Here is a 14,311-nt window from a genome sequence, read left to right on the forward strand (position 1 = left end):
CTCTAAATCACACTCCATAATATTCTCTGTACCAATCAATAAAGTTGCTAATTCCATCTTTAATATCCGTTTGAGGTTTAAAATTGATATCACGATATAAATCCTCAACATCCGCATATGTTTCCGGAACATCACCGGCTTGAAGTGGTAAAAACTCTTTCTTAGCTTCAATTCCTAATTTTTCTTCGATAGCATTGATAAACTCCATCAATGTTACTGGATTGTTATTTCCTATATTATAAACCTTGTATGGAGCATAACTTGTTCCTGGATCAGGTTTCTTTCCGCTCCATTCTAAATTTGGTTCTGGCTTTTGTTGAATCAAACGAAAAATACTTTCAACAATATCATCAACATACGTAAAGTCGCGCATCATATTTCCGTTATTAAATACTTTTATAGGTTCACCGTTGATAATTGCCTTTGTAAACAAGAACAAGGCCATGTCTGGTCTACCCCATGGACCATATACAGTAAAGAACCGAAGTCCAGTAGTAGGCAAGCCATATAAGTGACTATATGTATGTGCCATTAATTCATTTGCTTTCTTCGTTGCAGCATACAAACTAATTGGATGATCCACATTATCATGAACAGAAAATGGAAGGTTCGTATTTGCACCATATACTGAACTCGAGGAGGCATAAATTAGCTGTCCAACTTTGTTGTGGCGACATGCTTCTAAAATGTTAGTAAAACCCACTATGTTTGATTCAATGTATGCATGTGGATTCTCTAAGCTATAGCGTACGCCTGCTTGAGCAGCTAAATTTACAACTGCGTCTGGCATATGTTTTTCAAAAATAGCATTAATGCTCTCGCGATCTTCGAGATTCGTTTTCTCAAAATAAAAATTTTTATTTTCTATCAACGAAAGTCGGGATTTTTTTAAATTCACATCATAGTAGTCATTTAAATTATCAATTCCAATAACCGTATTACCGTTTGTTAATAACTTTTTTGATAAATGAGAGCCTATGAAACCAGCTGCACCCGTAACTAATACTTTCATTATAATTACCCCTTTATTTGATTTTATATTGATCTTCGAATTTACTTACAATTTTCTTTACTTCGAATTCCTCAATAACCCTTTTTCTTGCTTGTTTACCTAATAATTTTTTTTCTTCTTCGGTTTTATTTAAAAATTCATTTGTTGCATGCGCAAGCATTTCAGCATTACGAGGAGGAACCACTACACCATAAGGACCGACAATAAATGCCGAATCACCAACATCGGTTACAATACATGGAGTTTCACAAGACATAGCTTCACCAATAACATTTGAAAAACCTTCTCCAGAGGATGATGAAATCAATATATCAGCAGCAGAGAGAATTTTCGGTATATCTTCTCTTTTACCAAGTAAAAACACATTTTCTTCAACCTTATTTTGCTTTAATAATCCTATTAGTTCTTTATTATTTTCATCAATATTTACTCCACATAGTAAAAAGTTTACATCTGACCTCTTTAACTGAATTAAATGAATTGCCTTTATTAAATTCGGGTAATCCTTTTGGACATTCCATCTTCCTACATGTACTATAAGCGGTTTATTTTTAGGTAATTTTATTTCTTTCTCAATTAAACTCTTTGCATTAGGTAGTTTATAAAATGTATCTAATTCAAAACCATTTGGTATTGTTATCATATTAGAAGTACTGTAACCAAATTTCGCATGAATTTCTGCTGCATTTATTGAGCAACTGATTATAGAATCTACCTTTTTGGAAAGTAATGCATTTAATTTAGCAATCTTTAATACCAAACTTTTATTCATATTTTTCTCAAGATTCGAGTGTCTTATACCCCATATAAGTTTTTGTTTAGTGGAACGATTTTTAATTAAAAAACCAAAGAAATCTGCATGATACATCCATGTTTGAATAATCTGTGCATCTTTTACAAGAGACCTAGCCCTTTTTATAAAAAAAGGATTAATTATACCTCTTTTCATCCCTAGAGTATGCACTGGTATTCCCAACTCTCTTATTTTAGGACCGAAAACCCCTTCATCCATCATAGAGATAACTTCGAAATCAAACTTTGTATGGTCAGCATTTTTTAACAGCTTGAAAAGCATAGTTTCTGCGCCACCCACATTTAATCCAACTATAATGTGGATAATTTTCAGCTTAGACATATATTTATCACATCACCTAATGTATTTCTATTACTTAATTTATTTAATAAAACATTTCATTTTTACCCTTTAAGTATAAAAGTAATTAAATTAATTAATAAGCAAAAAACAATTAACTATATTTCTAATATTATTTTTTCACTACTGTTTCACTTTCTATATCTATCCAGCTACCCATTTTCTTGTCCCACTCTAGCGGAGTTATATTTTGTGAACCACCACCGTGATAAAAAGTTATTTCTCCAAAATAAATTTTCCCTTTAATATTGTACAAATCTACCCTACAGTGAGGAAACGGTTTAGATAGTATCTCTGCATATTCAATCATTTTATCTAAGTTTTGAGGTTTGGATATTAAGGATTGATCAAAGTGTTCCCTTCCTACTTTCACATCTAGATGATTAAAGTTTGTATCATATATATTTCTTCGAGCATCTGCACTATGAGACCCATCAGGATTAGTTGTATCTATATCTACAAATATTAACTTTACTTTTCCTTTAAAGCATAGAAATCGATAATCTATTAATGAACTATTATCTTCACTTTCTAATACTTCTTCAACTATTAATTTAGGTATAATGTTTTTATAATTCCACTCTCTTGATTGTAAATAATAGTTCTGTTTCAAAGCATAATTAAAATTCCTTTTAAATTTCTCTTCATCAAAAAAGGTATTCCTATCATATATTATATTTGTACCTGAACCATGATTGCATTTGATGAAAACTTTATCTGGCAGTTCTTCAAATTTAATTTCATCAGCATTATTGTATACCCCATAAATATTGGTCAATATTTGTTCTAATCCACACTTTTTTATATAGTCTCTAACTTTATATTTATCGGAACAAATAGTTAATAAAGGATCTCTATTATTAATTTTCAACCACCATAATTTTTCATTAAATAATACAGGATTTTCTATATTCAATTTTTTACCTGTATTTTCTTTATATTTCATCTTAGCAAATCTTTCATCACTTATTTTAGATACTGCCCTAACTTTAATTTTATTAGCTGATAGGTATAGTTTTTTTATTGATTTATTTCTATTAGAAATTTTTCTTAACGTATTTTTGATTTGAAAAATCATTTTATAAAACCTCCCTTAAGATAGAAATATCACATGCAACGTCACTTAGCGACTCGGGATAACTTCTCTCGGATAATGAGCTCAGGCACTTTTTCTAATAAAGAGACCATATCCATGACAGGCTTTATAGGGTGTCAACTAAAGAATATCGCAATTGGAGACATAACTTTGCTTGTTAATCATTAATTTCGCTTAATCTAACAAGATTAAATACGTTTGTATTGCCCACTACCCTAGTAAATAAACTCACATCGGTTATGTGCCCTCATATCATTTACCACTGAAATTCCGCGGTAAAATATCGGTATTTATTAACAAATGATTTTATCTTCACAAAAAAATTTTTATCACAATTGCGATAATCATTTGACGTGATAGAATTTATTTTTTTTATATATAATATAAAACAATAAACTGCCACTAAGTAAAGCTTGAAACATACGAGAGATTAATAGGGTATATGATGCTCCATTAATACCATCTGTACTAATGAAATAGTAACTGCTAATTATGGTAACAATAGTTACTATTAAATTCATTATGGGTTGTATTTGAATAGCTCTTGCAGCAACAATGGACACAGTGAAAAAGGTTGTAAGAAAACCAAATATCAGGGAAGATGAAATTATTATAAAAGAATCATTATAGGGAGTATACTTACTACCATATAAAATATTCAGTATAAATTCTCCTTGTAGAACAATTAAAGTGATTATTAATAAAGAAACAATTACTGAGACCATAGATAATTGCAAGTTAACTTTCAAAAACTTTTTGATTTTATTTTGTTTGTATGCATTAGCAATTCCAGGGGCAACCAGTAACGAAATTGGTGTAATCAGCATATTGCTAGCGATTAATATATAATATAATGCTGAAAATATTCCTACCTCTTCAGTCCCTGAAAAATATTCAAGAAAGTATTTTGGGATATTAGTGTTCAAGGAACTAATCAACGAAACTACCCCTAATGGAAATGCCATCTTCATTAATTGTATCGAGCTACGATCAAATACAGGAGTAAATTCCCCCAAAGGTTTCAAATGTTTCAGATCATAATTCACTAATCTTACTATCATTACAATTAGCAACCCCAGAAGAGAGAAAATAAGGCTTCGAGTATAAAAATAAAGGATACCTACTGCAACTATACTAGAAATCCCTCTATACATTTGGGATTTTCCTATTATATCAATCTTGCTTTTCTTTTGATAAAGCCCCATACAAATATCACTTAAACCTTCAAAATACTTAATAATCCCTAATAATATGATAACTAAAATAGTTTCAATATTGTTACTATAAAGAAATGCTATAGGAATTATCAATATGAAAGAAATAGTTAAGTGTATAATTCTCCCACCAAAATATTGAGCGAAATTATATTCATTATTACTGTCAGTCGCTAAAAAGGTTCTTAATTGAAAGCTAAAAAAAAGTACAATGGGAGCAGTAATAGCTAATCCAAGAGAGTAGACTCCAAGGTCAGCAGTAGAGCCAAATCTGGCAATTATAGTAATAATAATCCATTGGGACAATGCATAAATTATATTCCCAAACAAGGACCATGATAATTTAGAAAATATATTTTTTAATTTTTTCCACATTTAAGTTTTCCTTATATAAAAATCCTAGAAATTTTATTTTTAATGACTTATTTAAACAATTTATTTACATCATTTCTTTATTTAATTAAACAAGAGGAAAACCAAGCCCTTTCTTTACAAGCAATTTTTTCATTCTCCTCTTAATAGATTGCTTCTTTCATAGCTTGTTGTATTCCTTCTTTAGCATTGGCAATCTCGATTAACTGTTCTTTCAACAGAGCTGTTTGTTTCTCTGGGAGACTATCAATAAACTGCCAAAGAACTTCTCCTTCAACCACAGCCGCTTTTCCAATATGAATCTTCGGAAAAACTTGCTTTGCATAGACTTCATTTTCATTTAGTAGCTCTTCATACATTTTTTCTCCAGGTCGTATTCCAGAATATTCAATTCCGATTTCCTCAATTGAGTAACCCGATAATTGAATAAGATTAGTAGCTAAATCGACAATTTTCACAGGTTCCCCCATATCCAAAACAAAGATTTCTCCTCCTCTTGCAAGAGATCCAGCTTGAATAACTAACCGGGATGCTTCAGGGATTGTCATAAAATAACGTGTCATTTCAGGGTGCGTAACAGTAACGGGACCTCCAGCTAGAATTTGCTTTTTGAATAGAGGGATTACACTTCCTCTGCTTCCAAGAACATTTCCAAATCGGACGGCAACAAATTTTGTTGTACTATGTTTATCTAACTGTTGTATGACCATTTCAGCAATCCGCTTAGTTGACCCCATTACATTCGTTGGGTTAACAGCTTTATCGGATGAAATCATAACAAAAGTGCACACCCCATAAATATCTGCTGCTTCTGCTACGTTTTTAGTTCCCAAAACATTATTCTTTACGGCTTCATGAGGATTGTACTCCATAAGTGGCACATGTTTATGTGCAGCCGCATGATAGATAACATCGGGTCTTTGGGTTTCCATTACTTCAAATATTCTTTCTCGGTCCTGTATATCTGCAATAACCGGTATGATTTCTATTTGATCTGAATACAATCTTTTCAATTCCATATCAATTTGATAAATACTATTTTCACCATGTCCGAGCAGTACAATTTTTTTTGGAGAGAATCTGCATATTTGACGACAAATTTCCGATCCAATAGAGCCGCCTGCACCCGTTACAAGAATGGTCATACCAGTAACGTATCCCGAGATACTATTCATATCTAATTCAACAGGTTCTCTGCCCAATAAATCTTCTACTTCCACTTCTTTAAACTGATTAACGGCTACTTTTCCTAACATAATATCTTCAATCATCGGCATGATTTGAGTTTTTGCATTTGTTTTCACACATTCATCAAAGATGACCTTTAATTCTTTTTTACTTAATGAAGGAATTGCAATGACAATATTATCAATATGATATTTTTCAACCATTTCAGGAATATGTTTAGAGTTGCCAACAACGGGTATACCCAAGATATCTAATTTATCTTTCTTAGGATCATCATCAATAAATGCAATAGGTTTGAGTTCCGTTTCATGATTATTAAGTAGTTGACGAACAACCATGGTTCCAGCTGATCCAGCACCAATAACCAATGTATTTTTTACATCCAATTGATTGTTTATAAAACGGTCACGCAGCATTCTCCATGAAAAACGGGATCCACCAATAAGGATTACATGCATCATCCACGTTAATACCATAGCTCTTACATATACATCCTGAAAAACCAAAACCTGAATTATAACTACAGTGATAACTGATAAGGTTACAGCTTTTACTATGGATATCAATTCCCCGATACTTGCATACTCCCAAGCCTTTTTATATAGCTTATAAATCGAAGCAAAAATATGATGGCTTATTAATAGAGAGACTGAGCTGACTAAGAGTGCTGTTAGCTTAAATATTTCTAAATATGGATGTAATACTAAATAGCTTACGTATATGGCCGATAATACAATTAAGGAATCTAATAGTGCCAGTAGTGTTAGTCGATTTCGATAGGCCAACCAAATTTCCCCCTTTAATAATGAAATCAGGATACTCACTTTTTAATACCGGAAAAGCAATACTCTAATGTTCTAGGCCTTTACTTTTAAATGAAAACCGGTATGAATTTTATTCCATTACATAACCTTGTATTGTCATTTATATTTTAAATGACTCTCATAGTTCCTTTTCCTTCTTTTGTAGAGCTTCTTTTCTTTTCTTAATAGACTTTGTCAAGCTCGTCTCTAATTGATTTAATAAGACTAAGGGAGCATCTTGTTGTATGTAACGCAGTGCTTTCTTTATAGATTTCGGATAATCATCAAACCTTTTCAATCGAATCTATCTCCTTATTAATTCCTTTTACACTGAATCCAATACTTCAAATGACCCCCAAAAAACTTTACACATTAACGAATATTATTTATTATAATAATGAAAGCGTTTCCCAACTTACTATAAATCTAAAAGATTCCTAATATTTTCTTTTTGAAAGGTACTGGGCTTTCAACAACAGGACTTTGGTCCTTTAATAGCTGTTCAGCATTTTCTTTGAAATAAAATGTACGTTCTATCCCATATACTTTAGTAATTGTTTCATAGGCTTGTTGTAACGTGAACCCTCTAAAGCCAATATTATGGGCATCTGTTGCAATAAAATGAGCCAGATTATGTCCAATTATTTTTTTTGAAAATGATTGGATGCCTTTCCCGAAAGTCCCGGTAATGCTGCCTGAGGTAATTTGAGTTAGCGCGCCCTCCTGAACCAATTCAAATAATAGTTTATGATTCGCTATTAATTCCTTATTTCTCTCCGGGTGTACGATAATCGGTGTGATTCCTTTCAGCTGCAACTCATAAATCACTTCTTGTGTGTATGTAGGAACCCTTCCAGATGGGAGCTCTAGTAGTAAATATGTACCATTATCGTCCAGTGTTAGAATTTCTTCCTTTTCAAGTGAAGTAAATATGTCCCGGTGTATTCTTACTTCTTGTCCGAGATGAATGGTAAGAGGAATATTTTCTTCTTGTAAACCTTCATTTAACCTCACTACACGGTCAATGATGTTGCTTTTAACATTTACATATTTCTCATTTAAGTGATGTGGCGTGGCAAAAATATGGGTAATTCCTGCTTCTACCGCTTTTCGTGCCATATTCAAGCTTTCCTTTAAGTCCGCGGATCCATCATCAACCCCTGGGAGAATGTGACAATGTATGTCAATCAAATTTCATACATCTCCTTTATAAAACAAATAGGGAAAAAGGCCTAATTCTCAAAAATAGGAACTATTACCCTGATTAATAGTAGCATATAAAACTGCTATTAAACAGGGTGTTATTTTGTCGAAAATTGTTTTATTTTTGTTAAGATTGATAGTAATAATAATTGCTGTTATCCGTTTCAACGCCATTCAAAACGACTCCAAGCAAGGAGCTTTTAGCTTTAACTAAAAGCTCCTTTGCTTTTACTGCACTTTGTTTGTTTGTCTTGCCGCTCGCCACTACCATGATCACTCCATCACATTTACTGGCTACAATCTGGGAATCCGGCACTACAAGAACCGGCGGTGTGTCAAAAATGATATAATCATACATTCCTTTTAATTCATCAATCGCTGTTTCTATTGCTTTGGAATTTAATAATTCCGAAGGGTTAGGCGGTATTGGTCCACTCGTCAGAATTTCCAGATTAGGCACATTCGTTTTCATAAGTGCTTTTTCTATGCTCATTTTCTTCGTTAGCACACTCGTAAGTCCTTCTATATTACTAAGGCTAAAAGCATAATGAACCGATGGTTTCCGCAAGTCAGCATCCACGAGCACAACTTTTTTATCCTCTTGTGCTAAAACGATGGCAAGGTTCGCAGCCGTGGTCGATTTTCCGTCATTAGGCTCCGATGAAGTTACCACAATGGTTTGTACGTCCTTATCCACTGAGGAAAATTGTATATTCGTTCTAATTAATCGATATTGTTCAGTGATAGGTGATTTAGGATTTGTCTGTGCAATCAAATTCACCTGTTTTTTATCTTTACTTCTCAAAAATCCCGCTTCCTTTCATACAGCTTCTTATCCGGATTATCCTTTATTATGTACTTGTGTAATCTTTTGAATCGATCCAAGTATAGGTAATTCTAGGAGTTTATCAATATCATCCTCGTCCTTGATCGTATTGTCCATATACTCTAGTAGGAATGCCAAGCCTATTCCAGCCATCAATCCTACTACGATTGCAATTGCGATATTCAATAGTGGATTAGGTTTTACAGGTGTAGGATTCTCCTTAATTTCTGCCTTTGCTAGTACGCTTACATTGTCGACGTTCATGATATTCTTGATTTCCTTTTGGAAAGTTTCAGAAACCGTGTTTGCTATTTCTACTGCCTTTGACGGATTACTATCTTGAACCGTTAATGAGAAGACTTGTGAATTTTCTTGGCTGTTAATCGTGATTTTTTCACTAAGTTGTTCTACGCTTTGCTCTAGTTCTAATTCATCAATGACCTTCTCCAAAATGGCAGGGCTTTTTATGATCACACTGTATGTATTGATCATGTCGATATTAGATCGGATTTGTGTAGAGTCCAATTGGTTTTCCGATTGTTTCTGATTAACGAGAATCTGTGTTGAAGATTGGTAAACGGGTGTTAATAAGAAATAAGAAATTGATCCACTAATCAAAGCGGCAATTAATGTCAGCAGTATGATTAGCTTCCAACGTTTCTTTAATGTTTTAAAAATATCATTAATACTAATAGTTTCTTCCATTTCATCCTCCTGTTATGTTAAAAATGACCTATTGCATTATACCATAATATTACCTATCATTATGTATTTTCAAGGAAATTTACATGAAACTTACATTGAAAGAATACTTTTCAAATGCCTAAGTAATTTTACAAAAAAGAAAACGGTAACACAAAGGAAAAAAAATCCAAATCTCAAATATTGTATTAATGACATCTAAATAACTCATTTCCCAGAATATTTCCGCCTGAAATTTTATTAAACCTAAGTATATACCTACTACCATATTTTGTTAGGCATTTGTGTAATTTAACAACATTTACCATAATAAAACCTAACTAAATGCCTACCAATACAAGAAAATTCGTTTATATATATAATTGAGTCAAGTATTTTAGTGCCTAGTTATCATTAATAATGAAAGGAAAATGTGTAAACTGAAAGTAATAGTTTAAATTAGTATATATTATTTTCATATTAATGGTTAGGTGTGGTCTATATGATAGGTTACCGAGTTAAGTCGCTTAGGGAAGAAAGGAAAATGTCAATAAGTGAACTCTCCGCAAAATCCGGCGTTGCCAAATCCTATATAAGCTCACTGGAAAGAAACCTTCAAACAAACCCTACTATATTAGTTTTGGAAAAAATCGCTAAAATACTTTGTATTAAGGTCGATGCTCTGTTGAATGAACAAACAGACAAGGGGATGGATGAAGAGTGGATGGAAATCATGCTGGATGTTCTGGGGGCAGGAATATCGAAAGAGGAAATACGCGAATTTATCGAGGTTAGGAAATGTAATGTTCGTTAAATATGAATATTCATGAATTGCTCTCTTTTTGGTTCTATAACATCGAGAACATACTTAACATACACTATTAAAACTATTTCAAGAGAGGGAATATTAGGTATAACCATTTTTCCCTCAGTACACCTTTTTTTGACTTTTAATAAAATCATTTACTTTATTCACATAGGCTCTATGATGATATGCCCTTGATTTCGATGTTATCATCTATTAAAATATCAAGCAATCTCATACCCTCTTCATTAGTCAGTCTCTTCAACACTTTTAAACAAAAGTAAATTTATTCCTTTTAATAACCTTCTCAGAAGCCTTTTATATTATCCAAATAATTAAAATATAAACTATTCTCCGTTTTACTATTAGCGCCCGGATTTGGAGGAATGATTCTTACAGTCAACATTAGAATAGGGTAACGAAAACTTTTATTCAAGCTTTATATTTTTCACTATTTCTAATTGTTTTTCTCCTTTTTAATCACTCTTCCATGCAGCAATAAAGTAGATTATTCCAATTTACCACACGTCATTAACTTCCTAATTTATATTTTATAAAAAAACCCAGCATTTCTGCTGGATACTCAAAAGTGTTAAATTATTTTTAAAAGTACCGTCAATCTCATGAATGTGATAGGTTAAACCAAAAAAACTATCAAGTATCTAGAAATCCTTAATTTAAATCATCAAGCTGAATTTAGTTTAACACCTCTCGGTTTAGTTCTATTGTTAGAGAAGTATTTTTCCCTTCTCCAATATATTACTTTGGATTTCCACTCCATTACGATCATTGGTAATATCAAAAATTGTTTTGTTTTTTATAAGGATTAACAGGTTAGTATGTTCGGAGGTTTGACTTCAAGTCCTCTGCTCGAATTCTCTCGAATAAGTTACCTCCTACGTTGTACTAAGTTCTTTCACCAATTATCCTGTCCCGCTGGAGAGCAAATAAAATACGAAGAGATTTATTTAATATTTCTTCCTTAAATATTAAAATTCTTTTTCTGGATATGTTTTGTATAACATAAAAGGAGAACCACTAACAACCAAGTGCTTCGGGAATATGTATGTGGTGTAGTTATAACCGAAACTAATAAGCCGAATAATGAACTGTTCATACCTATAAGAATGTATTTGGTAGTGTTACCTACATGTTTGATAAGTCTCAGGCTAATACAAAATGTATATATCAATAACCCGATTAAACCAACAAAGCCAAACACCCCGGATTCTGCAAAAACAAGAAGATATAAGTTGTGTACATTTGTATGATATTGGCTTTCAAATGGATAACTACCAAGTCCCATACCTATAATACCGTACTTAGTAACTATAAGTTCTAATGCTTCTTTCATTAGTGATACTTTAAGACTAAAACTACCTGCCCCATCTAAATCATCTGTAGCTAAAACTCTTTTTGAAAAAATTTCAGGTGGATTGATAAAAATGTATATAACTATAGCAACAGAAAAAAACATAATAAAAATATTTCTTATACTTAATATTTTTTTCACAAAAAATACTTCTCCATTTTTAAATCGTATAGGTTTGGTGATGAATAATGATTTTATCATAAAATAATATATAAAAGTTGCTAATGCGTATGCCATACCTCCAAATGAAGCTGTTAAAAATAAATTAATAATAAGCATAGCTAATAAAAAAAAGGACAACAAAGTTTTTCTTTTTATGTCAATATAAAAAAGCAAGATTGGTAGACAGCACACGAGGTATTTTGCTAATGAGTTTGCATTACCTTGGACTGAAATAAGTCTTCCATTGCCTGCGAAAAACTCAGAGCTATTCGGTAGAAGACCTAATTGGGCAAGAACTCCAATGCTCAAAATAGCCATCAATGCATAAATGGAAGTGTCTAAAATTCGAAACAAATTTTTATCTATATTTTTTGAATATATAAGAATGTGTGAGATCACTATTATTTGAATTATTATTGCAAACAAATACTGAACCATTATTAGTGTACTTCCAAAAAAAGATGTTGCATTAAAGGCAGATATTGAACCACCTAAAACAAATAAAATAATAAGAAAGTATTCTTTCGAACTTAAAATTTTATTGTAACCCTCAAATTGAATTGCTGTAGCAACGATTATAAGTCCAAAACAACTAATTAATATGATGTCATACATTGAAATGTTAATTCCAAGAGGCAAAAAAGTTGTAAATGGGGAAAAAAACACCCCTAATAGAAAAATTAAATAAATTAGCTTGTTCATGAAGCACCACCTTTTAGTAATCAGCTCTTATTCTATATGAACACCATTGGAAGTACAATCTAAATTCTAAATATTTATACTTAAAAGAAAGGGACTGCATGGTATTATCAATAGAGATATACATAATAGTAGGAGGATGATCATTATTATAAAAAACCGTAAATTAATTAATATTTTCATTACCCTAGCTTTAATAGGAGGCGTGTTAGTATTAACAAATCACCAATCCAAACAAGTTCAGACCGGTCTAGACAACAATATAACTGTGAATGTTAAATCCTATAATGCAATTGCTGATGATAGAATTGATGATACCCATCAAATACAAAAGGCTATTGATCATGTAGACACAAAAGGTGGGGGGACTGTTTCATTTTCTCAAGGGGTTTATTTAATTGATGCATTAAAGTCTATAAATTTACGAGATAACATTACCTTGAAATTTGAAGAAGGAACTACATTAAAGGCTCTTCCAAACAATGCTGAAAGTTATGAAATTTTAAGGATTCATAATGTGAAAAATGTGTCTATATTAGGGGGCGTGACCCTTTTAGGAGAAAGGGAGGAACACAAAGGAAAAACTGGAGAATGGGGAATTGGGATAAGTATCAGGGGATCGGAGAATGTTTATATTAAAAATAATACAATTCTAAATTTTTGGGGAGATGGTATATATATTGGAAGTACAGAACAACAAAATTTCAGCAATAATATTACCATAGAGAAACCTATCATAAAAAATAACAGAAGACAGGGTATTTCAGTTATTTCAGCGATAAATTTAAAAATAATTGATCCTGTAATAACGAATACGAATGGAACCCCGCCAGCAAGTGGGATTGATTTTGAACCCAACAATCCTTCAGAGTTTCTGCAAGGTATAAAAATTATTAATCCTACTACCGAAAAAAACGAAGGTTATGGAATATTATTTGCTCTAAGTGGTTATGCAGGTAGTAACCATCCTGTAAGCATAGAGATTCACAAAACGAAACAGATAAGAGATAACATCGGTACTTTCATACCTGGAGACTTAAAAGGACATATAAAAATGGGTGAAGAATATGTTCTAAAAAACCCAAAGTAGTAAAAAACTGTACGATAAAATGAATACGATAAAAAGCCTTTTCCAAGCAGTTAATATTACAATATCCACTTATAAAACTATAGGGGGGAACCCCATCAAGTAACGAAAATATGGTAAACTGGTCAATAAGTTAATTGCTTAAATTAGTAAACACTGAACTGTGCTGAAAAAACAAACCTTTATAGTTAAGCAACTAATAAATGACTTCGGTATTGTGCTGGAGTCATTTTATTTATGCTCTATTGATAACATTAAACTCTAGATGCGTATTATGAACACCTTGAATCTAAGTGTTTCATCGCTCAGAATGAAAGAGTACATTTAGGGAATCAGAAAGCATCTCTAGTGTTCGATAGATACCTCTAGCTTAATGCTTCTTATTAAGTACGTAAAGAGCAATTATTTCTCGTTTATTTTCTTCTTTAACACAAGATTGATAAGTTGATACTCTTGTACTGCAATTAACGTATGTAATATTTGTAAGCAGAACTTTCCTTGGTGAAAGTTCCTATTTAATAGGTTAGGAACAGTTTTCTGCTCATAGTCGCGATGGTAAATTTTTTAGAGTTTAGTCCGCCGAGTTTTGTTTCTAGATGGAGCTTTTGCAATATGATTATCGTGACAAAATACTTGTT

The 14,311-nt window shown here is 32.1% G+C and carries 12 protein-coding genes; 2 read left to right on the forward strand and 10 right to left on the reverse strand.

Annotated elements, in window-relative coordinates; translation table 11 throughout:
- Positions 1-7: 7 nt before the first annotated feature.
- The 9 genes from MKY17_RS19495 to MKY17_RS19535 form a co-directional block, all read right to left on the reverse strand.
- Positions 8-1,012 carry an NAD-dependent epimerase gene (locus MKY17_RS19495; RefSeq protein WP_339200401.1) on the reverse strand — a complete coding sequence of 335 codons (1,005 nt, stop codon included), beginning with the start codon at positions 1,010-1,012 and terminating at the stop codon, positions 8-10.
- 13 nt (positions 1,013-1,025) lie between these two features.
- Positions 1,026-2,147: a glycosyltransferase gene (locus MKY17_RS19500; protein WP_339200403.1), complete on the reverse strand. Its 1,122-nt coding sequence runs from the start codon at positions 2,145-2,147 to the stop codon at positions 1,026-1,028.
- A gap of 130 nt (positions 2,148-2,277) precedes the next feature.
- Positions 2,278-3,243, reverse strand: coding sequence for an ATP-grasp fold amidoligase family protein (locus MKY17_RS19505; RefSeq protein WP_339200405.1), 966 nt, complete (start codon positions 3,241-3,243; stop codon positions 2,278-2,280).
- Positions 3,244-3,605: 362 nt separating this feature from the next.
- Entirely contained in the window at positions 3,606-4,850 is a 1,245-nt protein-coding gene (locus MKY17_RS19510; protein ID WP_339200407.1) for an oligosaccharide flippase family protein, read from the reverse strand.
- 140 nt (positions 4,851-4,990) lie between these two features.
- Positions 4,991-6,820, reverse strand: coding sequence for a nucleoside-diphosphate sugar epimerase/dehydratase (locus tag MKY17_RS19515; protein ID WP_339200408.1), 1,830 nt, complete (start codon positions 6,818-6,820; stop codon positions 4,991-4,993).
- 157 nt (positions 6,821-6,977) lie between these two features.
- Positions 6,978-7,136, reverse strand: coding sequence for a hypothetical protein (locus MKY17_RS19520; protein ID WP_339200409.1), 159 nt, complete (start codon positions 7,134-7,136; stop codon positions 6,978-6,980).
- Positions 7,137-7,264: 128 nt separating this feature from the next.
- Positions 7,265-8,029 carry a CpsB/CapC family capsule biosynthesis tyrosine phosphatase gene (locus MKY17_RS19525; RefSeq protein WP_339200410.1) on the reverse strand — a complete coding sequence of 255 codons (765 nt, stop codon included), beginning with the start codon at positions 8,027-8,029 and terminating at the stop codon, positions 7,265-7,267.
- A gap of 139 nt (positions 8,030-8,168) precedes the next feature.
- Positions 8,169-8,846 carry a CpsD/CapB family tyrosine-protein kinase gene (locus MKY17_RS19530; RefSeq protein ID WP_339200412.1) on the reverse strand — a complete coding sequence of 226 codons (678 nt, stop codon included), beginning with the start codon at positions 8,844-8,846 and terminating at the stop codon, positions 8,169-8,171.
- A 36-nt stretch (positions 8,847-8,882) separates the two neighbouring features.
- Positions 8,883-9,572 (reverse strand): Wzz/FepE/Etk N-terminal domain-containing protein, encoded by a 690-nt coding sequence (locus tag MKY17_RS19535; protein ID WP_339200413.1) that lies wholly within the window; start codon positions 9,570-9,572, stop codon positions 8,883-8,885.
- Between the two features lie 478 nt (positions 9,573-10,050).
- Between MKY17_RS19535 and MKY17_RS19540 the strand changes: the two genes are divergently transcribed.
- Positions 10,051-10,362 carry a helix-turn-helix domain-containing protein gene (locus MKY17_RS19540; protein WP_339200415.1) on the forward strand — a complete coding sequence of 104 codons (312 nt, stop codon included), beginning with the start codon at positions 10,051-10,053 and terminating at the stop codon, positions 10,360-10,362.
- A gap of 973 nt (positions 10,363-11,335) precedes the next feature.
- On the opposite strand, the gene MKY17_RS19545 is transcribed toward MKY17_RS19540, so the two are convergent.
- Positions 11,336-12,589: a hypothetical protein gene (locus MKY17_RS19545; RefSeq protein ID WP_339200417.1), complete on the reverse strand. Its 1,254-nt coding sequence runs from the start codon at positions 12,587-12,589 to the stop codon at positions 11,336-11,338.
- A gap of 136 nt (positions 12,590-12,725) precedes the next feature.
- Here MKY17_RS19545 and MKY17_RS19550 point away from each other — a divergent pair, with 136 nt between their 5' ends.
- Positions 12,726-13,676: a glycosyl hydrolase family 28-related protein gene (locus tag MKY17_RS19550; RefSeq protein ID WP_339200419.1), complete on the forward strand. Its 951-nt coding sequence runs from the start codon at positions 12,726-12,728 to the stop codon at positions 13,674-13,676.
- Positions 13,677-14,311: the final 635 nt, after the last annotated feature.

The sequence above is a fragment of the Peribacillus sp. FSL P2-0133 genome (assembly GCF_037975445.1).
Taxonomy (GTDB): Bacteria; Bacillota; Bacilli; order Bacillales; family DSM-1321; genus Peribacillus; species Peribacillus simplex_E.